Source organism: Morganella sp. GD04133, assembly GCF_029835375.1.
Taxonomy (GTDB): Bacteria; Pseudomonadota; Gammaproteobacteria; order Enterobacterales; family Enterobacteriaceae; genus Morganella; species Morganella morganii_B.
In genome coordinates this window covers 35,834-57,987 of record NZ_JAODZS010000026.1, presented here as the reverse complement: position 1 = coordinate 57,987, position 22,154 = coordinate 35,834, and the positions used below count along the sequence as shown (strand labels likewise).

At 52.4% G+C, this 22,154-nt stretch carries 18 protein-coding genes and 5 tRNA genes; 3 read left to right on the top strand and 20 right to left on the bottom strand.

Annotated features, from left to right (window positions below; all coding sequences use genetic code 11):
• Nucleotides 1–123: 123 nt before the first annotated feature.
• The 18 genes from gshA to gpt all read right to left on the bottom strand — a co-directional run bounded on the left by gshA (nt 124) and on the right by gpt (nt 16,841).
• On the bottom strand, nt 124–1,683 hold the full coding sequence (gene gshA / locus N7387_RS14020; protein ID WP_279799732.1) for a glutamate--cysteine ligase: 1,560 nt from the start codon (nt 1,681–1,683) through the stop codon (nt 124–126).
• A gap of 277 nt (nt 1,684–1,960) precedes the next feature.
• Nucleotides 1,961–2,037 (bottom strand) — tRNA-Arg (locus N7387_RS14015).
• Nucleotides 2,038–2,061: 24 nt separating this feature from the next.
• Nucleotides 2,062–2,138 (bottom strand) — tRNA-Arg (locus N7387_RS14010).
• Nucleotides 2,139–2,190: 52 nt separating this feature from the next.
• A tRNA-Arg gene (locus N7387_RS14005) sits at nt 2,191–2,267 on the bottom strand.
• A 93-nt stretch (nt 2,268–2,360) separates the two neighbouring features.
• A tRNA-Arg gene (locus N7387_RS14000) sits at nt 2,361–2,437 on the bottom strand.
• Between the two features lie 8 nt (nt 2,438–2,445).
• Nucleotides 2,446–2,538 (bottom strand) — tRNA-Ser (locus tag N7387_RS13995).
• Nucleotides 2,539–2,892: 354 nt separating this feature from the next.
• Nucleotides 2,893–3,084 carry a carbon storage regulator CsrA gene (gene csrA / locus N7387_RS13990; protein WP_004237871.1) on the bottom strand — a complete coding sequence of 64 codons (192 nt, stop codon included), beginning with the start codon at nt 3,082–3,084 and terminating at the stop codon, nt 2,893–2,895.
• Nucleotides 3,085–3,313: 229 nt separating this feature from the next.
• A complete protein-coding gene (alaS, locus tag N7387_RS13985; RefSeq protein ID WP_279799730.1) occupies nt 3,314–5,941 on the bottom strand; it encodes an alanine--tRNA ligase in 2,628 nt (875 codons plus the stop codon).
• A 370-nt stretch (nt 5,942–6,311) separates the two neighbouring features.
• Nucleotides 6,312–7,382 carry a recombinase RecA gene (gene recA, locus N7387_RS13980; RefSeq protein WP_025154094.1) on the bottom strand — a complete coding sequence of 357 codons (1,071 nt, stop codon included), beginning with the start codon at nt 7,380–7,382 and terminating at the stop codon, nt 6,312–6,314.
• Between the two features lie 86 nt (nt 7,383–7,468).
• Entirely contained in the window at nt 7,469–7,990 is a 522-nt protein-coding gene (gene pncC, locus N7387_RS13975) for a nicotinamide-nucleotide amidase (protein ID WP_262859245.1), read from the bottom strand.
• A 12-nt stretch (nt 7,991–8,002) separates the two neighbouring features.
• Nucleotides 8,003–9,199, bottom strand: coding sequence for a lysophospholipid transporter LplT (gene lplT, locus N7387_RS13970; RefSeq protein WP_262859246.1), 1,197 nt, complete (start codon nt 9,197–9,199; stop codon nt 8,003–8,005).
• Nucleotides 9,196–11,349 carry a bifunctional acyl-ACP--phospholipid O-acyltransferase/long-chain-fatty-acid--ACP ligase gene (aas, locus tag N7387_RS13965; RefSeq protein WP_279799726.1) on the bottom strand — a complete coding sequence of 718 codons (2,154 nt, stop codon included), beginning with the start codon at nt 11,347–11,349 and terminating at the stop codon, nt 9,196–9,198. Before aas ends, lplT begins: the two co-directional genes overlap by 4 nt.
• A gap of 154 nt (nt 11,350–11,503) precedes the next feature.
• Nucleotides 11,504–12,037: a shikimate kinase AroL gene (gene aroL / locus N7387_RS13960; protein ID WP_279799725.1), complete on the bottom strand. Its 534-nt coding sequence runs from the start codon at nt 12,035–12,037 to the stop codon at nt 11,504–11,506.
• Nucleotides 12,038–12,191: 154 nt separating this feature from the next.
• Nucleotides 12,192–13,445 (bottom strand): glutamate-5-semialdehyde dehydrogenase, encoded by a 1,254-nt coding sequence (gene proA / locus N7387_RS13955; protein WP_279799723.1) that lies wholly within the window; start codon nt 13,443–13,445, stop codon nt 12,192–12,194.
• Nucleotides 13,446–13,457: 12 nt separating this feature from the next.
• The gene (gene proB / locus N7387_RS13950) at nt 13,458–14,561 is read right to left on the bottom strand and encodes a glutamate 5-kinase (RefSeq protein WP_279799721.1); all 1,104 of its coding nucleotides are present in this window, start codon (nt 14,559–14,561) and stop codon (nt 13,458–13,460) included.
• Between the two features lie 94 nt (nt 14,562–14,655).
• Nucleotides 14,656–15,057, bottom strand: coding sequence for a sigma factor-binding protein Crl (crl, locus tag N7387_RS13945; protein WP_262859250.1), 402 nt, complete (start codon nt 15,055–15,057; stop codon nt 14,656–14,658).
• Nucleotides 15,058–15,125: 68 nt separating this feature from the next.
• The gene (frsA, locus tag N7387_RS13940; protein WP_262883106.1) at nt 15,126–16,373 is read right to left on the bottom strand and encodes an esterase FrsA; all 1,248 of its coding nucleotides are present in this window, start codon (nt 16,371–16,373) and stop codon (nt 15,126–15,128) included.
• 9 nt (nt 16,374–16,382) lie between these two features.
• On the bottom strand, nt 16,383–16,841 hold the full coding sequence (gpt, locus tag N7387_RS13935) for a xanthine phosphoribosyltransferase (protein WP_024472638.1): 459 nt from the start codon (nt 16,839–16,841) through the stop codon (nt 16,383–16,385).
• A 268-nt stretch (nt 16,842–17,109) separates the two neighbouring features.
• Here gpt and pepD point away from each other — a divergent pair, with 268 nt between their 5' ends.
• Complete coding sequence (gene pepD, locus N7387_RS13930) at nt 17,110–18,570, top strand: beta-Ala-His dipeptidase (protein ID WP_262883105.1); 1,461 nt, start codon at nt 17,110–17,112, stop codon at nt 18,568–18,570.
• A gap of 56 nt (nt 18,571–18,626) precedes the next feature.
• On the opposite strand, the gene dinB is transcribed toward pepD, so the two are convergent.
• A complete protein-coding gene (gene dinB / locus N7387_RS13925) occupies nt 18,627–19,682 on the bottom strand; it encodes a DNA polymerase IV (RefSeq protein ID WP_279799716.1) in 1,056 nt (351 codons plus the stop codon).
• A gap of 255 nt (nt 19,683–19,937) precedes the next feature.
• Here dinB and N7387_RS13920 point away from each other — a divergent pair, with 255 nt between their 5' ends.
• On the top strand, nt 19,938–20,747 hold the full coding sequence (locus tag N7387_RS13920) for a glycerophosphodiester phosphodiesterase family protein (protein ID WP_279799755.1): 810 nt from the start codon (nt 19,938–19,940) through the stop codon (nt 20,745–20,747).
• A gap of 320 nt (nt 20,748–21,067) precedes the next feature.
• Nucleotides 21,068–21,841 carry a hypothetical protein gene (locus N7387_RS13915; RefSeq protein WP_262883103.1) on the top strand — a complete coding sequence of 258 codons (774 nt, stop codon included), beginning with the start codon at nt 21,068–21,070 and terminating at the stop codon, nt 21,839–21,841.
• 68 nt (nt 21,842–21,909) lie between these two features.
• On the opposite strand, the gene nqrM is transcribed toward N7387_RS13915, so the two are convergent.
• Nucleotides 21,910–22,137 carry a (Na+)-NQR maturation NqrM gene (gene nqrM / locus N7387_RS13910; protein ID WP_024472643.1) on the bottom strand — a complete coding sequence of 76 codons (228 nt, stop codon included), beginning with the start codon at nt 22,135–22,137 and terminating at the stop codon, nt 21,910–21,912.
• Between the last annotated feature and the right edge of the window lie 17 nt (nt 22,138–22,154).

The following is a 22,154-nucleotide window of genomic DNA, read 5'->3' as shown; positions in this document are numbered from 1 at the left end:
TGAAACTTTTTCTGAATACGCTGGTCTGATGTAGTGAAAGACGCGCAAATTGTTATCATCCCTATTCTCTGAGAGATTTATTTTGGCCACATTGATTGTGGCCATTTTCTTATCTGTCAGAAATCAGCGACCGCCATGCAACGCCAGATACTCATCAAAACTTATCGTATCACTCTCTTCCATCGCTTTTTGTTTATCGACAGAAGCCTGCCATTGTTCAGCAAAGTCTGCTTCACTGATCACGTCATACGGCTCGTGAGTCAGCTCTTCATGATACCGATCCGCCAGGGCCAACCCGTAACTTCCGATACCTGCTTCTTTTATCAGTGCCAGCATCCGGCCCGAGAACGTCAGTTCCGGATCATCAAACTGCATTTTCAGTGCTTCGCACACTTCGCGATACTGTGTGCCTGAGCAGGTATCTAACACATCGGCAACACGCAGGAGATCATTAAACAGTGCGTGACCCACTTTTTGCAAGGGTTGTTTTTCACGACCGCAGCCGATACCGATTTCCTGTCCCGGTTTACGCCCTTCCAGAATCACCCGGTTCCAGTTATGGCGGGCACACGCCAGCTCATCCGCGCTCATTTCCGGCGCATCGGCCAGCACACACCAGATAAGGAACAGGTCGAGGAAACGGATTTGTGTTTCATCGACACCGGTGGCAGAGAACGGGTTGATATCCAGGGCGCGGACTTCGATATACTCCACCCCGCCGCGCTGTAAGGCATCTGACGGCGACTCGTCGCCTTTCTGCACACGCTTCGGCCGGATAGGCGCATAGAACTCGTTTTCAATCTGCAGGACGTTAGTATTAATCTGAAGGTGTTTCCCGTCTTTGGTTAATCCCAGTGAGGCAAATTCTTCAGACGGGATCTGAATGGCATTCTTCAGCCCGGCGACATAGGTGTCCAGATGGTTGAAGGTGATGTTCAGATCACTTTGTGACTTGTTGGTATAGCCGAGGTCGCTTAAACGCAGTGACGTGGCATACGGCAGGTATAACGCCCCTGTCGGCAGTGTTTCAAACGGCAGATTGGTTTTACGGCCGCGCAGGAATGAGCCGCAAATCGCCGGCGATGCACCGAACAGATACGGGATCACCCAGCCGAAGCGGTAATAGTTGCGGATCAGGCGGAAATAGCCGTCGGAGATTTTATCCTTACCGCTTTCCGCATCACTGATACCGCTCCACGCCTGCCAGAATTCCATCGGCAGAGAGAAGTTATAGTGGACACCGGAAATGGTCTGCATCAGTGCGCCATAGCGGTTTTTAAGCCCTTCACGGTACAGCGTTTTAAAACGCCCTGCATTGGATGTGCCGAACTGCGCCAGTTCGATATGCTCTTCAGAATCAATGAAGCATGGCATACTCAGCGGCCACATCCGTTCATTGTTCAGATGACGCGCAGTGTAGCGGTGCACATCACGCAGAAATTTCACGGTGTAATCAATACGCGAGTCCACCGGGGTTATAAACTCCAGCAATGACTCGGCAAAGTCCGTGGTGATCCACTTATGGGTTAATGATTTTCCCAGCCCTTCCGGGTGACCGGTACGTGCCAGAGCACCATCCGGCGTGATACGCAGTGTTTCGCGCTCAATGCCGCGGTTGATGCCTTTTAAAATCCGGGGGTGCGCCTCTAACCATGAGAGCGCTTTGGATACATCCGGGATCAAATCGACCTCCCGTCCTGATAATGGATAGTATTCATAAGGGGGATACTTTATCGCAAAGCCGGGCTATTGTCGCTGTGATTCAACCCGGCCCCACACAAACGGAACAGCAGAAACCACTGCTGTGACAATGCATTATCCCTCTTACATGTCATTGTTATACGATCAGTTTCAGAAGCATCTGTACTTCAGATAACGAGTATGACGTAAAAACGGATTCGATTCAGTGACGGGAAAAACGGAAAAAGAAAAACCCCGCTCAAAGAGCGGGGTTTTTATATGGTGCACCCGAGAGGATTCGAACCTCTGACCGCCCGGTTCGTAGCCGGGTACTCTATCCAGCTGAGCTACGGGTGCTGAATATGGGATAAGAGAGGAAGATGGTGCACCCGAGAGGATTCGAACCTCTGACCGCCCGGTTCGTAGCCGGGTACTCTATCCAGCTGAGCTACGGGTGCATCGCATACTAATTCTGTTACCGGAAATCAGTTTTGAAATAAGGTGATAAGATGGTGCACCCGAGAGGATTCGAACCTCTGACCGCCCGGTTCGTAGCCGGGTACTCTATCCAGCTGAGCTACGGGTGCGTACCTTAAAACATCTTTTCAGAACTGATTTTTTTATCTTAGCATTTTCTTTTGCCAAAATAAAAACCCCATGACAGTATCGTGGGGTTTAAATGGTGCACCCGAGAGGATTCGAACCTCTGACCGCCCGGTTCGTAGCCGGGTACTCTATCCAGCTGAGCTACGGGTGCAATCTGAATGGCGGTGAGAGAGGGATTCGAACCCTCGATGCAGCTTTTGACCGCATACTCCCTTAGCAGGGGAGCGCCTTCAGCCTCTCGGCCATCTCACCATTGTTTCAGACCACACAACGATGATTTCCGTTTCCGTCATCTCGTCGTCGTGTGGCGCACATATTACTTTCCCCCACTGAGAAGTCAAACAATTTTTCCCAACTTTTTAAGATCTCACGATCGTTTGCACAATTACCGCGCACTATGTTGATTTTCACAACGATACGCGTGTTTTTACGACAACGAAATCCACCTCCGCTTAATACGGCGGTGAGGAATAAATACGGTCGTGTGCAGAGAAAGTGACAGAATAGCGGGCGATTTTTGCAGGAAAGAAAAAACAGAACCGGGATAATAGCGGCAGAAAGAAAATGAAGAAGGCGCCCGTTGCGGTAACGAGCGCGCCTCGCAACTTAATAGTTATTGTTATTGGGTTGAGATTTTTCAGCCTGGATCCGCTGGTAAATTTCTTCACGGTGAACAGAAACCTCTTTGGGGGCGTTGACACCAATTCGAACCTGGTTTCCTTTAACACCCAGTACAGTCACTGTTACCTCATCGCCTATCATGAGTGTTTCACCAACTCGACGAGTCAGAATAAGCATTCTTTGCTCCTTGAAATATTAAAAGAGTCGGGCCTCTGAGTTTACCCGCCATTATCCATCCAACACCGTGAAAGCGTATAGCAATGATTATTTGTAAACTATATGTAGTTTTAGACACATTGCAATATTTAGTGTAGTTAAAAATTGCGACCTAACGTTAGTGATACAAAGACCTAATCACCAATATCAGGAGCACGCCGGAGCGCGCTCCTGTTCAGATTTACTCAGACTACAGGTGAGATGCCACCCAGCTTTCAACGCTTGCCATAGCAGCAGGTAAAGCAGCGGTATCTGTCCCGCCGGCTTGAGCCATATCCGGGCGACCGCCCCCTTTACCACCGATTTGTTCAGCAATAAAGGCCACCAGTTCGCCGGCTTTGACCTTACCGGTCAGATCTTTTGTTACACCTGCAATGAGACTAACTTTATCATCACTGATAGTTGAAAGCACAATAATTCCAGAGCTTAATTGATTTTTTAGATCATCAACCATCGTCCGTAACATTTTAGGTTCGGCGTTAGCCAGTTGTTTCACCAGGAGTTTAACACCGTTCACTGAAACGGCATCTTTGGTCATGGAGGAACTTTCCTGCGCAGCCTGCTGTTCTTTGAGTTGCTGTAACTCTTTTTCCAGGGTGCGGATTTTATCCAGCGCAGCTTTGACTTTTTCGCTCACACCGGCTTCATCACTTTTCACCAGCTGTGCCACCGCAGAGAGTGCGTCAGACTGCTGATTCACGCTTTCCAGTGCGCCAATACCGGTAACCGCTTCAATACGGCGGATACCCGCCGCTGTGGCGGATTCACTGATAATACAGAACAAACCGATATCACCGGTACGTGCTGCGTGAGTACCGCCGCACAGCTCGGTTGAGAAATCGCCCATGCTCAGTACACGGACACGTTCATCGTATTTTTCACCGAACAGTGCCATCGCACCTTTGGCTTTCGCCTCTTCCAGATCCATCAGCTCAGTCACGACCGGCTCATTTTTACGGATTTCGGCGTTGACCAGGGCTTCCACTTCACGGATTTGTGCCGGTGTCATGGCTTCAAAGTGAGAGAAGTCAAAACGCAGGTATTTATCGTTTACCAGTGAGCCTTTCTGTGACACATGCTCACCCAGAACCTGACGCAGCGCGGCATGCATCAGGTGCGTTGCCGAGTGATTCAGGCGGATGGCGTTACGGCGCTCTTCGTCGATTTTCGCGGTGATTTTGTGGTTCACGGTCAGTTTACCGCTGTCCACACGACCGGCATGGCCGATAGCCTGGCCGTATTTCTGTGTGTCCAGAACGCTGAACTGTGCATCGTTGCTCGACAGTACACCGGTATCACCGACCTGGCCGCCGGATTCTGCATAAAACGCGGTTTTATCCAGGATCACCAGACCTTCATCACCGGCATTCAGCTCAGTCACCGGCTGACCTTCTTTGTACAGTGCAACAATGGTTGCCGCCTGTTCATTGTGATCATAACCGGAGAAGTCACTGCGCTTGTCCACTTTGATGAGACTGTTGTAGTCCGCACCAAAGCCGCTGTTTTCACGGGCACGGCGGCGCTGTTCTTCCATTGCCGCTTCAAAACCGGCTTCGTCCACTTTCAGGTTACGCTCGCGGCAGACGTCAGCGGTCAGATCCAGCGGGAAACCATAGGTGTCATAAAGACGGAATGCCGCTTCACCACTCAGGGTATCCCCGGTCAGTGAGGCTAATTCATCATCCAGCAGTTGCAGGCCGCGTTCCAGCGTACGGGCAAACTGCTCTTCTTCTGACTTCAGCACTTTCTCAACCATTACGCGCTGACGTGCCAGTTCTTCACCGGCAGAGCCCATCACGTCGATCAGCGGCGCAACCAGTTTGTAGAAGAAGGTATCTTTCGCACCCAGCATGTAACCATGGCGGACAGCGCGGCGGATGATACGGCGCAGTACATAACCGCGGCCTTCATTGGACGGAATAACGCCGTCACAAATCAGGAAGGCACAGGAGCGGATGTGGTCGGCGATCACGCGCAGTGATTTGCTGGTCAGATCGTCAGCACCGGTCACTTTCGCCACATCGGCAATCAGTTTACGGAACAGATCGATATCATAGTTAGAATTTACGTGCTGCAGAACAGCCGTAATACGCTCCAGACCCATACCGGTATCAACAGATGGTTTCGGCAGCGGCTCTAATGTGCCGTCAGACTGACGGTTGAACTGCATAAAGACGATGTTCCAGATCTCGATGTAACGGTCGCCGTCTTCTTCCGGTGATCCCGGAGGGCCGCCCCAGATGTGGTCGCCGTGATCAAAGAAAATCTCAGTACACGGACCGCAGGGACCGGTATCGCCCATCTGCCAGAAGTTGTCAGAGGCGTATTGTGCGCCTTTGTTATCACCGATGCGGATAATGCGTTCAGCCGGCACACCGACCTCATCTTTCCAGATGTTGTACGCTTCATCATCCGTTGCATAGACGGTTACCCACAGCTTCTCTTTCGGCAGGTTAAACCATTCTTTGCCGGTCAGCAGTTCCCAGGCGAAATTGATAGCATCGTGCTTGAAGTAATCGCCGAAGCTGAAGTTACCCAGCATTTCGAAGAAAGTGTGGTGACGTGCAGTGTAGCCGACGTTTTCCAGGTCGTTGTGCTTACCACCTGCGCGGACACAGCGCTGTGCTGTCGTGGCGCGGGTGTAAGGACGTTTATCCAGACCGAGGAAAACATCTTTGAATTGGTTCATCCCTGCGTTAGTAAAAAGCAGCGTTGGGTCGTTGTTCGGAACCAGCGAACTGCTCTGGACAATCTGATGTCCTTTTGTATGGAAAAAGTCGAGAAACGCTTGACGGATCTCAGCGGTGCTTTTGCTCATATTTATCCCGAAATCAAGCTGAAATAATAAGATTTATGAATTGCGAAACAGACTGTGAAGCCGCTCCGATTCAACCTTCGGATCAATCAAGGCGGAGAGAAATTTAAGGGTTTCCCTTGAACATTAATTCCCAGATAAATCCATTCGCTGTACCCATTGTAAAGCGAATAAACTTTTTCTGAAAGTCTGTTCGTACAAACGGCGTTCATCCGGCCGGCAGAGGGGTTTCTGTATAAAGAACACGGTATGAGGGGCAGTGACAGGCTGTTGTCCGCAGATAAAAAGAAAGCCGTGCCCGTCACGGACACAGCTTTCATAATAACTCAATGATTTTATTACTATAAATATTAAATTCAGTTGGCTTTACGAATTAAAACTCTTCGTTTCCCGCATCTTCAGTTTCACTTTCTTCATTGAAACTTTCTGCTGCGGTACTGAATTCACCGCTGTGATTCAGTAATAACTCACGTAATTTTTTATCCAGCTCAGCCGCCATTTCCGGATGTTCTTTCAGGTAAATCGTGGCGTTTGCCTTACCCTGACCGATTTTTTCACCGTTGTAGCTGTACCAGGCACCGGCTTTCTCAACCAGTTTATGTTTCACACCCAGGTCGATTAGTTCGCCCATGGTGTTGATACCTTCACCGTACATGATCTGGAATTCAGCCTGTTTGAACGGCGCAGCCACTTTGTTTTTCACCACTTTTACGCGGGTTTCGCTGCCGACCACCTCATCACCGTTTTTCACCGCGCCGATACGGCGGATATCCAGACGGACAGAGGCATAAAATTTCAGTGCATTACCCCCGGTAGTGGTTTCCGGGTTACCGAACATCACACCGATCTTCATACGGATCTGGTTGATGAAAATCAGCAGGGTGTTGGAGTTTTTCAGGTTACCGGCCAGCTTACGCATCGCCTGGCTCATCATACGGGCCGCCAGACCCATATGAGAATCACCGATTTCACCTTCGATTTCCGCTTTTGGTGTCAGTGCAGCCACGGAGTCAACAATGATGACATCAACCGCACCGGAGCGGGTTAAGGCATCACAAATTTCCAGTGCCTGCTCACCGGTGTCCGGCTGGGAGCACAGCAGGTTATCAATATCCACACCCAGTTTCTTGGCGTAGACCGGGTCCAGTGCGTGTTCCGCATCGATAAATGCACATACACGACCCTGACGCTGTGCAGCGGCAATAACCTGTAATGTCAGTGTGGTTTTACCGGAAGATTCAGGCCCGTAGATTTCAACAATACGCCCCAGCGGCAGACCGCCTGCACCCAGTGCAACGTCCAGTGCCAGAGAGCCGGTAGAGATAGTTTCCACGTCCATGGAACGGTCTTCACCCAGACGCATGATCGAACCTTTACCGAACTGTTTCTCGATCTGACCTAAGGCTGCTGCCAGTGCTTTCTGTTTGTTCTCATCAATAGCCATGTAAACTCCCTTCTCAACCCCTGAGACACCGCCCGGGTTATTAAAATGGTTTCAACTGAATCTGTAGGACTGATTATACTGTATAGTCATACAGTATCAAGTGGTTTTTTCGTCAGAATGGCAATTAATCCGTCCAGCCCTTTCAGCACCGCCTGACAGCGTACTGCATTGCGATCGCCCGCAAAGCACCAGCAGCGGGCCGCGGTTTTTATGCCTGTTTCGTCCCGCCACGCCCAACCGAACCAGACTGTACCGACCGGCTTTTCATCACTGCCGCCGTCCGGCCCGGCAATACCGCTGACAGAGACGGCTAAGTCCGCACCAGCGGTATCCAGCGCCCCGGCGGCCATTTCCCGCACCACCGCCTCACTGACCGCACCGAAGGCGGACAGCGACTGTTCTGATACCCCGATCATACTGTGTTTGGCATCATTGCTGTAGGTGACAAACCCGCGCTGAAAATACGCCGAACTCCCGGCGATATCCGTGATCACCTTGGCAATCCACCCGCCGGTGCAGGATTCTGCCGCAGTAACACTCAGGCCGGCCTCAAGGAGATAATGCCCCAGTTCTGTACTGCGCCGGATCAGGGCCTGTTCATCATGCATCGGTCACTCCTGTTATGAAATCTGTTTTTTGCGGCGGATATCCCAGAGCCATAACCCGCCGATCGCGAGGGCAAACAGGCTGCCGAACGCCGCACCAATCACCACTACCGGCACACCGGCTTTGACCGCCAGGGAATAAAGCCCCAGCATCAGCAGCATCGCACTGTTTTCCCCCAGATTCTGTACCGCGATAGCGTTACCCGCCCCGACCGTCTCTTTACCGCGCTTTTGCAGCATCGCATTGAGCGGTACCAAAAAAAGTCCGCCGAATACACCGACCAGGATCAGTGTGATACCGGCCGGCACCACCGACGTCTGAACGGCGAATATAATGACCATCCCCCCGATCAGGATCCCGGCCGGCATACAGCGGCGCACGGTTTCCAGGGTAATAAAACGGGCAGCCAGACCCGCTCCTGCCACAATCCCGATAGCAACCATCGCGTTAAGGAGTGGCGGCATGGTCTGGCTGGTAATGCCCAGCGCCGCCGGAACCCACAATACCAGCATCAGCCGCAGTGTCACCCCCGCGCCCCAGAACAGACTGGTACCGGTCAGGGAAAAGCGGCTTTCCTGGTTTTTCCACAGGGATACCGCAGCACGGAGAAACGTGACCACCATCGTACGCGGATTGCGGCTCAGACCGGTTTTCGCCGGCGGCAGACGCGGAATATAGATGTTGGTCAGCGCCGCCAGTGCGTACATCACCGTACATAATATCAGTGTCATTGTAATATGGTAATCAGACAGGAAACCACCGGTTACCGATCCCAGCAGGATCGCCACAATGGTCGAGGCTTCAATCAGCCCGTTGGCTTTCACCAGCTGTTCACCGGTGGTCAGCTCCCCCAGTATCCCGTATTTTGCCGGGGAATAGGCCGCAGCCCCCACGCCGATCAGCCCGTATCCCAGAAACGGATCGGTACCAACACAGATCACCATCGCGCCGATGAGCTTACAGCCGTTCGACAACAGCATCACCCGTCCTTTCGGGAAGCTGTCGGCAATTTGCCCGACAAACGGTGCCAGTACAATAAAGCTCAGCACAAAGACCATCTGCAGCATCGGCTGACTCCACTCCGGATAGTGCCGGGCGCTGAGCTGTGCAAGAATAGCGAACAGAATCGCGTTATCCGCAAATGCCGTAATAAACTGTGAAACCAGTACCGCTTTCATGCCTTTGTTCAGTAACGGGGCGGGGGCAGTCATACCTGCGGCTCCTGTAATGCCTGTTGTTTCAGTGTGACAAAATCCGGTTTACCGCTGCCGAGCACCGGCAGTTGTCTGATATAACGGATATCACGCGGAACCGCCAGTTCCGGCAATCCTTTCGCTTTTGCCTGTGCCATCAGTTGCGTACGATCCAGTTCACTGTCAGTGGTAAACATCACCAGTGCTTCGCCGCGTTTTGCATCCGGTTTTGTCACCACTGCGTGCAGTTTCTCCGGCGAGACACTCAGTGCCAGTTGCTCCACACTTTCCAGCGAGATCATTTCACCGGCCAGTTTGGCAAAACGCTTCACCCGTCCGCGGATAGTAATAAATCCGTCTTTATCGATCGTGACGATATCACCGGTATCATACCAGCCGGCCTGAACCTCGCCCTGTGCATTTTCCGCTGACGGTGGTTCAATCTGACCCGGTTTTTCCACTCGCAGATACCCTTTCATCACATTCGGGCCGCGCACCTGCAGCAACCCGCCGTTTTCAATCCCGGCAACCGGCAGCAGCCGCGCTGCCATCCCCGGCACCAGCCGTCCGACCGTACCAGTGCGGGCAGCCATCGGCACGTTAATGGAGATCACCGGCGCACACTCTGTCACCCCGTAACCTTCCAGGATGCGCAGACCAAATTTATCCTGCCAGACCTGTCTGGTGCCTTCCGCCAGCTTCTCCGCCCCGGCGACTGCATAGCGGATACGGGCAAAATCATACGGATGCGCAAAACGGGCATAGTTGGCGAGGAAAGTGGATGTCCCGAAAATGACAGTACAGTTCTGATCATAGGTCAGTTCCGGCACCATGCGGTAATGCAGCGGGCTCGGATAGAGGAAAATCCGGCTGCCGCACAACAGCGGCGTGATAAGACCGGCCGTCAGGCCGAAAGCATGGAACAGCGGCAGTGCGGACATAAAACGGTCTTTTGGCGTGAAATCCGCAACCGTTTTAATCTGTTCGACGTTCGCCAGCAGAGAGTCGTGGCTGTGTACCACACCTTTCGGTGTGCCTTCCGAGCCGGAAGTAAAGAGAATAACCGCATCATCTTCCGGCTTTTGCGGCAGCAGTGCCGCCTGTGGCGTGACCAGATGACGCAGCACCCACAGTTTATCTTTCAGGGTAACGGCGGTTTTTGCCTCTTCCAGATAGACCCAGTTGGCTTCTGTCAGCTGTTCCGGTAAGTGGGTCAGTTTGCCCTTTTCCAGAAACTGGCGTGAGGTGATGATGGTATTAATCCCCGCCGCTTTCATGGCATTGCGCAGCCCGGCGACACCCGCTGTGTAGTTCAGCAATGCCGGAATACGGCGGCGCATGGAAGCACCGAGGATCGCCGCGCCCATCACGGTGGCATTCGGCAGCAGGAAGCCGGTGCGCTCCCCCTCTTTGGTGTGGTGGCTGATAATACAGCTCAGTCCGAGGGATTTTTTCAGCAGCCCCTGATAACTGTCCTCACTGAAATTGACATCATCAATGATCCGCTGAAAACGCCCGTAGCGTTTTACCGCGCCGAGAAACGCCTGCGGCAGTGTCAGTGACGGGCGGCACGCCATACGGGCGTCCATCATAATGTCGCGCAGATGTTCTCCCGCCAGACGGCGGCGCTCTGCGGCACGCGGTGCTTCCGGCATCGGAATGCTTTCCGGCGGCAGAACATGGATAGTGATCGCCGGGAAAAAGTGACTTTTGATCACTTTCCGCATCCGGCTGAAATACGTCAGTTCCGCGCCGTCTATCCGCACCGGGATCACTTTCGCCCCGGTTTTGGCGGCAATAAAGGCAGCGCCGTCGTAGATCTTCATCAGAGAATCAGTGATCGTTACCCGTCCTTCCGGGAAGATCACTATCTGACGCCCTTTTTCCACTTCGCGGATCAGATGCCGCAATGCCAGCGGATTACGCGGGTCCACCGGAATAATATCGGCAATCGGTTTTAAGCAGCGGATGAAAAATGGCGTGGCATAGTTGGTGTACATCGCGAATACCGGCCGGGTCGGCAGAAATAATCCCAGCAGAACACCATCAATAAAAGAGGCATGGTTCGGGGTGATAACACTTCGTGGTTGATTAAGATTACTCAGGTCACCAGTAACACGAATACGGAATAATCCGCGGAGCAGCGCACGTAATACATTCATCAACATACTGAATTCCCTGTGTATTTATTATTCCGCCAATCAATTCGGCGGGCAGACGTTTTAATAATAACACAGAGGATTGATTAACCACCTGACAGAATTGTACGGAATTATTTTTATCCGGTTTGTGCCGTCGTTCCCGGTAATCCGGCAGCAGGTACTATACCGCAGCGTGAATGCGGGTGCAGATCTGACTGATAAGTTCCGGTACCGGACAGGTGGCATCCACCACAATATCCGCACATTCCAGATAGAGCGGCTCGCGCTTGCTCAGCACTTCTGCCATTTCCTCCACAATGCACTTGCCGGTCAGGCTCGGACGCTGATGTGCCTGAGGGGTGTGTGACAGCCGTTCCGCCAGGGTTTCGGCACTGGCGCGCAGATACACCACTTTGCCGGAGGACTGCATAAACGCCCGGTTTTCCGGTGCCATCACAATGCCGCCGCCGGTGGAGACCAGACGCTGTGGCTGACTGACCTGACGCAGCACATCACTTTCCAGTTCGCGGAAGCGAAGCCAGCCTGATTGTTCCACCAGCCGGGAAATCGACATCCGGCACTGTTCTGTCACACAGGCATCGGTGTCAATAAAATCGTACAACAATGCCTGTGCCAGCGGTTTACCAAGCGTGGTTTTGCCAGCCCCGCGGGCGCCGATAAGATAAATAATCGGTTTCTCATCCTGATGATTCATACTATCCGCTTTCTCCGCAGGTGTTCATAATATTTTACATAGGTGTAAATTAAGATGGCCTATCATAGCGTACTCAGATAAAAAGCTAAAGCACGATCCGCAGAACGCGACTGTCATCTGACAAAAAGCGCCCTGCGGATGAATAACGGCCTGCTTATGAACGGATCGTGTGATCACCGATCCCGATCCACTTATAGGTAGTCAGCGCCACCAGTCCCATCGGGCCGCGGGCATGCAGTTTCTGAGTGCTGACGGCAACTTCCGCCCCCAGTCCGAACTGGCCGCCGTCAGTAAAACGGGTGCTGGCATTCACATATACCGCTGATGAATCAATATTTGATACGAAATAATCAGCCTGAGACATAGATTGTGTCAGAATCGATTCTGAGTGCTCAGTGCCGTAATGACGGATATGCTCAATCGCGCCGTCAATGTCCTTCACGATCACCACATTCAGATCAAGTGACAACCATTCATCTGACAGTTGTGCCTCTGTTACGGCTTCCGTCTTCGCCGGGCCGTTTTTCAGCAGCATCAGCGCGGCAGGATCCGCATGCAGGGTGACATTATCCGCCGCCATGTGATCACTCAGCAGCGGCAGAAATTCCGCAGCCACTTTTTCATGCACCAGCAGCGTTTCCACCGCATTACAAACGCCCGGACGCTGTACCTTCGCATTGCGGATGACCGGCAGCGCGTTATGCAGATCCGCCGTTTCATCGACAAAAATATGACACACGCCGATACCGCCGGTGATCACCGGAATCGTCGACTGCTCCCGGCATAAGCGGTGCAGACCGGCACCGCCGCGCGGGATCAGAATATCCACATAACGATCCATCTTCAGCAGTTCATTGACCAGCGCACGATCCGGGTTATCAATCGCCTGGATCGCCGCCTGCGGCAGACCGCATTCGCTGAGTGCCTGCTGAATCACACTGACCATCGCCACATTGGTATTGTGTGTCTCTTTGCCGCCGCGCAGGATCACCGCGTTACCGGTTTTCAGGCACAGCGAGGCAACATCCACCGTCACATTCGGGCGGGCTTCATAAATCACACCGACCACACCGAGCGGGACACGGCGGCGCTCAAGACGCAGACCACTTTCCAGCACACCGCCGTCGATCACTTCCCCGACCGGATCTGCCAGCTGACACACTTTGCGTACATCAGCCGCAATACTTTCCAGACGCGCCTGCGTCAGCAGCAGGCGATCAAGCAGTGCCTCTGACGATCCCTGCTCCCGGGCTTTGGCAATATCGAGTTCATTGGCAGCAAGGATCGGCGCACTGTTCTGTTCCAGCAGATCGGCAATACGGGTCAGTGCCTGATTTTTCTGTTTTCCGGACAGCTGAGCCAGTGCCCGGGAGGCAGCTTTCGCCGCTTTACCTGTTTGTTCTAACATATGCTGATATCCTTAACTGACAATCATATCGTCGCGGTGAACGGCCACTGCGCCGTATTCGTAACCTAAAATCGTGCTGATTTCCTGTGATTGCTGTCCGGCAATCAGGCGCAGCGCATCACTGTTATACCGGCAGACGCCGTGTGCCAGATCGCGCCCGCTCAGGGTGCGGATACGGACAACCTCACCACGGGAGAAATTGCCGTTAACAGTACGGATCCCGCTCGGCAGCAGGGAACTGCCCTTCTCTTTCAGGGCCTTCTCCGCACCGTCATCCACAATGATCTCGCCGGCAGGCGGCGCCCCGAAGATCCACTGCTTACGCGCTTCCATCGGCGCTTTTTTCCCGAAGAAACGGGTGCCGACCGGAATATCATCAATCACATCACAAATCACCCCGGCGCGATCACCGGCAGCAATAATGACATCAATCCCCGCACGGCCTGCGACAGTTGCGGCCTGGAGCTTAGTGGCCATTCCGCCGGTACCCAGTCCGGAGACACTGTCCCCCGCAACACTGCGCAGTTCGTCACTGATATCATGCACTTCAGAAATCAGAGTGGCATCCGGGTTGCTGCGCGGATCAGCAGTATACAACCCTTCAATATCGGTCAGCAGCAGGAGCTTATCCGCTCCGCCGAGGATAGCTGCCAGCGCGGAGAGGTTATCATTATCCCCGACTTTGATTTCTGCTGTGGCGACCGCATCATTTTCATTAATGACCGGCACAATGCCGTTATCCAGCAGTGCGGTCAGGGTGTCACGGGCATTCAGGAAACGCTCGCGATCTTCCATATCCGCACGGGTCAGCAGCATCTGACCGATATGGATACCGTAAATAGAAAACAGGCGCTCCCATAACTGGATCAGGCGGCTCTGACCGACCGCAGCCAGTAACTGTTTGGACGCAATGGTGGCGGGGAGTTCAGGATAACCGAGGTGCTCACGCCCGGCGGCAATCGCCCCGGAGGTCACAATAATAATACGGTGTCCTTTTTCATACTGCTGCGCACACTGCCGGACCAGTTCAACAATCCTGGCCTGATTTAAATGTCGTGATCCGCCGGTCAGCACACTTGTGCCCAGTTTGACAACCAGCGTTTGGCTGCTATTCATTGCGTTCTACCATTCATTTTGCGGGATAAGAAAAGATGACCTGTTTTAACAGGTGATGTGCGTCATGCCAACCGGCACAACGCGAAACCGGACATTAATCCGGCTGCTTTCCGGGGGGCGGTGATACCGGTGACGGGGTCAGGGACAGATCCAGTTCCTGAAGAACGGCCTGTAAGCGGGGATAAAAATCAGTCAGGGTTTTGCTGACCGCATCACGGCTCTCATTGTCAGACAGGGATTTTTCCTGCCAGAGCCCTTTTTTATCAAATACCCCGGTATGGTATTCAGAGACAAACCCGGTTTCCTGCGGGATCAGTGTCAGCCACCAGCCAAAAAACTCTCGTTTTTCCGGCGCGACACCCGCATTGACACACACCGCCAGGCAGTCAAAAAAATAGTGACCCTCCTGACATTGCGGCTCACGGATATACGGACCCAATGCAGTGAAACATCGCAGCAACCTGCCGCGTGTGTAATCTGAAACCAGTGCCATCATTAAGCCTCCTTTCAGCGAAGGCTTAGTTGTAGCAAACAGACAGGAATTATCAATGATTTTTATGCTGTTCAGGATAAAATTCCGGTGAGCCAGCGGGTGGCCTCATCCAGCGATTTATGGAAAGTGTCAAAAACCGGGGTATGACCGAATTCCAGCAGCTTACCGTCAGCGCTGGAACGGACTATCAGCTCCGATTCACTTTTCGGACTGAACACATCCTCTTTCCAGCACATACTCAGCACCGGCAGTGAACAGCGGCGGCCGAGCAGCCCCTGATTTTTCAGAGACAGGCAGCCGAGCCGGGTACGGGCAGTATCAAGGTCAGTACAGCGGGCCGCCGCACGGCTGGCCAGCACATCCATATACATACCGGGAATTTTATCCTGCCGCTGCGGGCTGACAAACAGATCATGCACCACCGGCCCGAACAGCACGGCTCCCCGCAGCTGATGTGCGGACAGGTATGCCATGCGCATTGCCACATTGGCACCGAAACGCAGCCCCATCACCGCCACACGGGTGTGGTCAATCCACGGCACATTGCGCAGCTGATCCAGCACCTGCTGGTGCATCAGGCTGCTTTCCTGGCCTAAAGTCTGTTTTGAGGAGTAACCGATTGACGGCATATCCAGCGTCAGCAGTGCAATTCCCTGCGGTGCCAGATAGTCACGGAAGTAGCGGCAGTAATCACTTTGCAGATTATCCAGACTGCCGCACATCATCACCACCGGAAACGCACTGTCTTTCCCCGGCGGGAGGTGCAGGAAAGCGCAGATGTTTCCGCCGCTCTCCATTTTGAATTCAATTTTTTTCAGTTCATATGCGGCAAACCGGGCGGAGTTTTCATACGCCTGATTTGCCAGAACGGTAGCCTGATCCGCCAGCTCATCCCCTTTTAAATGAGGATATCCCGCAATACTGTACAGATTTGCGGCAAGCAGCCAGGCTTCACAGGCTTTTTCGCCGGATTCAAATTCCAGCGCTTTGCGCTGCCACAACATCGCCTGCTGAGACCATTCATAAGCCCAGTTACCGCGGCGGTAGCCGATCACCGTATCCAGCAGTGCATCATCACTGCGGGGGGCATCAGATGCCGCGATACGGCTGAGAACCTCTTCGGTTTCCAGCGGCGGGATCCCCCGCCAGGCCCACATTAAGCGGTTAATCATGCGATACCAGCCCGGATGTGTACATCCGCTCAGGACGCTGCCCTTGACTTCCTTCATCCCGGAACGGGTAAAGTTCACCAGTGCTGATGTCTCAGGGTGTTTGATTTTCGGCTTAAACAGTTTTTCTGACAGGTTCTGTTGTGTCATGGCATTCGCTTACTGATCGCAGATGGGTTTAACAAAGCTGACAGTCATATCCCACGGCTGTTCGATCCAGGTATCCTGCGGGATATCAACCACATAATCGTCAACCAGCGGACGACCGGCCGGTTTGGCAAAAATTGTGACGAAATGCGCTTTCGGATACATATCGCGGATCATCTGAGCGGTACCGCCGGTATCCACCAGATCATCAACAATGATAAATCCTTCACCGTCACCGTCGGCTTTTTTCAGGACTTTCATATCGCGCTGATGGTCGTGATCATAGCTGGAAATGCAGACAGTATCCACATGACGGATACCCAGTTCACGAGCGAGTAAAGCACCCGGTACCAGACCACCGCGGCTTACGGCAATAATGCCTTTCCATTGTTCGGTTGGCATTAAACGCTGTGCCAGTTTACGGGCATGCATTTGCAACATATCCCACGTTACGACGTATTTTTCGCTCATATCAGATTGATCCCGGCTTGATGATTTACAGAAAAGAGTCTTTTTTGCGGAAAAAAGGTTGCGCGAGATTATAGTGACTTGAACCGCCAAAGACCAGAGCATCTGACAAATTCATCATAATTCCCTGTTATGACACACGCACTTTGTGTGAGAATTTGCTATTCTCCGGACATCGGATATTCGCGACCGCTCATTTTAAACAGCGTTACCGGCCGCCTTCGGGTATCCTCCCCCTAATAATGAAAAATGCAGTAACAGGAGATCGAACGTGTCTGAACTATCACAATTATTTCCGCAGCCGCTGTGGGATATTTTTGCCAAAATCTGCTCTATTCCTCATCCGTCCTACCACGAAGAGCAACTGGCTGCACATATTATTGAATGGGCAAAAGAAAAGGAATTCCACGTTGAACGTGACAGCGTCGGTAATATCCTGATCCGCAAACCGGCCAGCAAGGGCCTGGAAAACCGCAAAGCGGTCGTTCTGCAGGCTCACCTGGATATGGTGCCACAGAAAAATAATGATACCGCACACGATTTCGAAAAAGATCCGATTCAGCCATATATCGACGGCGACTGGGTAACCGCGAAAGGCACCACATTAGGGGCGGATAACGGCATCGGTATGGCCTCCGCGCTGGCGGTGCTGGCTGATGACTCAGTCAAACACGGGCCGTTGGAAGTCCTGCTGACCATGACAGAAGAAGCCGGGATGGACGGCGCATTCGGTCTTCAGCCGGGCTGGTTACAGGCTGATATCCTGATCAACACCGACTCCGAAGAAGAAGGCGAAATCTATATGGGTTGTGCGGGCGGTATTGACGTCACCACCACCCTGGCACTAAGCCGCGAAGCCGTTCCGGCCGGTTACAGCACCTTTACCCTGACGCTTAAAGGTCTCAAAGGCGGCCATTCCGGTGGCGATATTCATCTGGGCCTCGGCAATGCCAACAAATTACTGGCCCGTTTCCTGGCCGGTCACGCCGCAGAACTCGGTGCGCGTCTGGTTGATTTTCAGGGCGGTACACTGCGCAACGCGATTCCGCGCGAAGGCCACATCACCCTGGCAGTACCGGCAGATAAAGCCACTCAGCTGACATCACTGGCGCAAACCTTTGAAGCGCTGCTCAGAGAAGAACTGGCGCAGAAAGAGAAAAACCTGGTCGTCACCCTGGAAGCCGTAACCGCCGCTCAGGGCGTCCTGACCGCCGATGTGCAGTCCCGTTTTATCAATATGCTCAATGTCATGCCGAACGGTGTGGTCCGCATGAGTGACGTGGTTCCGGGCGTGGTCGAAACCTCACTGAACGTGGGTGTGGTGAAAATGAGCGATGACCGTGTGCAGGTTATCTGCCTGGTACGTTCCCTGATTGAATCCGGCAAATCCTCTGTGGTCAGCATGCTGACCTCGCTGGCGGCACTGTCCGGCGCAGAGATTGTTGCCGAAGGCGGCTATCCGGGCTGGCAGCCGGATGCAGACTCTCCGGTCATGCATCTGGTCAGCGAAACCTATCAGCAGCTGTTTGATAAAACCCCGAACATCATGGTTATCCACGCCGGTCTCGAATGCGGTTTATTCAAAAAACCGTATCCGGAGATGGACATGGTCTCCATCGGGCCGACCATCACCGGTGCTCACTCGCCGGATGAACAAGTGCATATCAAGAGTGTCGGGCAGTACTGGCAGTTACTGACCGCTATCTTAAAAGCGATCCCTGAGAAAGCATAACAACGCCATTCAGTCCAGCGGCGGGATAACATTGTCCCGCCGTTTTTGCTTCCGCCTCAGAACCCGAGCAGCAACTGCCGCTCAAGCTGCGGATCGCGCAGTGTCACATGCAGCCCCACCAGCCGCACGCCGCGCCCTTCCCGGCGGCTCTCCCAGGCCAGTTCCGCCGTTTTCAGTAAATCCGCTTTATCCAGCACCTGATGGACATGTTCCTGTGTGGTCTGCTGAAAATCCGCAAACTTCAGTTTAATGCCCTGACGGGCGATCCGCAGATCCGGTGACACTTTTGCCAGACGGCGCTCCAGCTCCGGAAACAACTCATCAATAATCGTCTGACACTCATCCCACGAGGCAATATCTTCCGCCAGCGTCCGTTCGACGCCGACAGATTTTCGTTCCCTGTCCGGGCAAACCGGTCGTTCATCGGTACCGTGACTGCGCTGCCAGATGATCTGCCCGAACTTTCCGAACTGTTTCAGCAGCGAGATCTGATCATAATGCTGCACATCCCGGCAGGTCTCCAGCCCGAGATCGGCCAGACGTTTTGCCGTCACCTTTCCCACACCGGGAATTTTGCGCAGCGGCAGTGACAGCACAAAATCCGCCACCTGCTCCGGCGTGATAATGTACTGTCCGTCGGGTTTATTCAGATCAGACGCGATTTTGGCAAGGAATTTTACCGGAGCCACGCCGGCAGAGGCGGTCAGCCCCAGTTCGGAAAAAATGGTTTTGCGGATCGCTTCCGCTATCAGTGTGGCAGAGCCCCGGCACTGCGGACTGTCCGTCACATCAAGATACGCCTCATCCAGAGACAGCGGTTCAATCAGTGAGGTATAACGGGCAAAAATCGCATGCAGATGGCGGGAGGTGGTTTTATACAGCTCCATCCGCCCCGGGATCACTTTCAGATGCGGACACAGCTGCAGTGCTTTTGCCGTTGACATCGCACTGTGTACCCCGAAGCGCCGCGCCGGATAGTTAGCGGTCGCAATCACGCCGCGCCGGTCGGAACTGCCGCCGATTGCCAGCGGAATATCGCGCAGACGGGGATCGTCACGCATTTCAATCGCCGCATAAAAGCAATCCATATCAATATGAATGATTTTACGCATCCGCCTCTCCTGCTCACCAACAACACTGTTTAAATATACAGTTAAAATCACTGTAATTCAAATTGGTTAATCTGCTTATTATTCACCACGTCAATCAGTGGGCTGAAATTTGCAAGTTTGTCTTTTTTTTCTGTGATTACATCCGGTTGTCATGTTACTCCGCTACAACAGCATGATATCACACCTGCTCTCTTTCTTTTTGACGGACGGATTATGAAAAAAATACTTTCAGCCCTTTTCCTGAGTGGCATTGTTATGACAGCCCATGCAGCCCCGCAAATTATTGCCCACCGCGCCGCCACGGCGGATGCCCCTGAAAACACCCTGTACGCCATCGATAAGGCGCTGGATAACAAAGCAGATGCCATCTGGATCACCCTTCAGCTATCAAAAGATAACCAGGTCGTGTTATACCGCCCGTCTGATCTGAAATCCCTGACTGACAAATCGGGCCCGGTTTCCGGTTACAGCGCTGCGGAGCTGGCACAGACCGATGCAGCCCGGGATTATAATCAGAAACATAAAACCCACATCAAAGCCTCTGTTCCGGCACTGGATACCGTCCTGAGGCGTTATCCGGATACCTTTTTCTATCTCGATATCAAATCGCCGGATGCCTCACCGGCAGTTTTCGCACAACAGCTGGATGCAGTTCTGACCCGTCATAAAGCCAAAAACCGTGTCCGCGTCTATTCAACCGGGCAGGATTATCTGGCTACTCTGCCGTCATCAATCCCCGTATTTGAAAGCCGTAATACCACCCGTAATGCCCTGGCCGACAGCCTGCTCAGACACACCTGTGACCTGGCAGATAATCCGCAGCCGCGCTGGTATGGCTTTGAACTGCACCGCAACGTGGATGTGGTTGAAACCTTCACACTGGGTGAAGCCCGCTCTCCGGTTGTGCTGACCTGGGATAAAACCGCCATGGATTGTTTCCGCAAAAATAATAAAGACCGGGTTATTCTGTTCGGCATTAAAACACCCGCTGATTTACAGCTGGCAACAGAGCTGGGGGCAGATGGTGTAATGGTCGATTCCCTGCTCAATATGAAAATTAAATAATTAATCCGCGTGTTATTACGGGTAAATTTGCCGTGCTGAAAAATAAGAGTGAAACCGGATATATTGTCAATTTCACTCTTATTTACTGCCTTCCGCCTTTCCCTGCCAGCCTGCATAATATTTTATAACTTCAACAAATCTCATTAATTATAGTAATTTATTTATCAGGTCACTTTTGTTATAACTATAAGAAACATCCTGGAGACCATGCGGTGATAAGCAACCTGTTTTTCGATTTACATTCACCCCCAAAATCCTTCATTGTTTTTACAGGATTCTTTTTTCTGTTATTCAGCGTTTATTCTTATGCAGACTGCGATGTGTATTCAGATGAAACACGCAGCAGCAACTTTATTATTCTGGGTGCCGGTATGATTAACGGCCCGGTAAAATCTGTCATCACAACAGCGCATTCCCCGGACAACAAGAACAGCAATATTATAATTAACGGGCAATATGACCTGACGCCGTGTGGTGAACTCAGTTACTTTTCGCTGGAAATCACTGAGCACTACCCGGGGTTACAGAACCGGATGTATTCCGAAGGTAAGATGACGGAGCAGGGTTATAGCTTATTATTCACGTCACAACTGCATGGCAGCGGAAAAGCCCCTGTCACTCTGATTCATGCCCGCAGTCGCCTTTTCTATAATCATCAAAAACAAATCGTCCGTGCCGAATCCGAAAGCAACAGTGGCGGCAATACCCAAAAATCGCATATGGAAACCGATTTTTTTTATGAGAATGGTTTGATTACACACGCCGTATCAAAAGGTGATTCCGCAGACACCGGCGGCGAAATCCGTTACGACTGGCGTCAGGATCGGCAGATAAATGCAATTATATCGCGGAGTAACGGGCTTCCTCAGCTGAACTATGAATTTGCGTATAATGATGACCGTCAGGTTATCCGGCAGACACAGACACAACATACGCCGCTGGGCCGGGTAAAAACAATTTATACCTGTCAGCAGACAGATACTTACGGTAATTGTGAAAAAGCACTCTGGCAGAGTATCACTGAAGGGAATCAGGCCAATAATATTATTGTGATAAATACCGCTATTGTGACATCAGACTATCGTTATTACTGATTCCGTATTGTTATCCTGCCAATAATAAACAAAGGCGCGTTAATGCGCCTTTGTTATATCTTCCGAATCTATACAATCCGGTTTTTATTCAGTTTCTCTTCGCGGGCAGCTTCACGTGCCATCCGTTTTTTCCGGGCATCACACGGTTCAGGACAGTCGCAGACTTTCTCGACACCAATGCTGCTCAGCCCGCCGCAACTTCCCTGAATGCTCTTGCGCTTAATGATATAGCCGAGAGACATTCCCAGAAACGCGACCAGGAACAGGATAAAGGTTGCGATAAATACTTTTATCACCATATCAGCCACCTCCT

What these genes read in the sequence shown, in the direction of transcription:
- csrA (WP_004237871.1), bottom strand. Translation starts at nt 3,084, where the DNA reads ATGCTTATTCTGACTCGTCGAGTTGGTGAAACACTCATGATAGGCGAT.
- alaS (WP_279799730.1), bottom strand. Translation starts at nt 5,941, where the DNA reads ATGAGCAAAAGCACCGCTGAGATCCGTCAAGCGTTTCTCGACTTTTTC.
- recA (WP_025154094.1), bottom strand. Translation starts at nt 7,382, where the DNA reads ATGGCTATTGATGAGAACAAACAGAAAGCACTGGCAGCAGCCTTAGGT.
- pncC (WP_262859245.1), bottom strand. Translation starts at nt 7,990, where the DNA reads ATGCATGATGAACAGGCCCTGATCCGGCGCAGTACAGAACTGGGGCAT.
- lplT (WP_262859246.1), bottom strand. Translation starts at nt 9,199, where the DNA reads ATGACTGCCCCCGCCCCGTTACTGAACAAAGGCATGAAAGCGGTACTG.
- aas (WP_279799726.1), bottom strand. Translation starts at nt 11,349, where the DNA reads ATGTTGATGAATGTATTACGTGCGCTGCTCCGCGGATTATTCCGTATT.
- aroL (WP_279799725.1), bottom strand. Translation starts at nt 12,037, where the DNA reads ATGAATCATCAGGATGAGAAACCGATTATTTATCTTATCGGCGCCCGC.
- proA (WP_279799723.1), bottom strand. Translation starts at nt 13,445, where the DNA reads ATGTTAGAACAAACAGGTAAAGCGGCGAAAGCTGCCTCCCGGGCACTG.
- proB (WP_279799721.1), bottom strand. Translation starts at nt 14,561, where the DNA reads ATGAATAGCAGCCAAACGCTGGTTGTCAAACTGGGCACAAGTGTGCTG.
- crl (WP_262859250.1), bottom strand. Translation starts at nt 15,057, where the DNA reads ATGATGGCACTGGTTTCAGATTACACACGCGGCAGGTTGCTGCGATGT.
- frsA (WP_262883106.1), bottom strand. Translation starts at nt 16,373, where the DNA reads ATGACACAACAGAACCTGTCAGAAAAACTGTTTAAGCCGAAAATCAAA.
- gpt (WP_024472638.1), bottom strand. Translation starts at nt 16,841, where the DNA reads ATGAGCGAAAAATACGTCGTAACGTGGGATATGTTGCAAATGCATGCC.
- dinB (WP_279799716.1), bottom strand. Translation starts at nt 19,682, where the DNA reads ATGCGTAAAATCATTCATATTGATATGGATTGCTTTTATGCGGCGATT.
- N7387_RS13920 (WP_279799755.1), top strand. Translation starts at nt 19,938, where the DNA reads ATGACAGCCCATGCAGCCCCGCAAATTATTGCCCACCGCGCCGCCACG.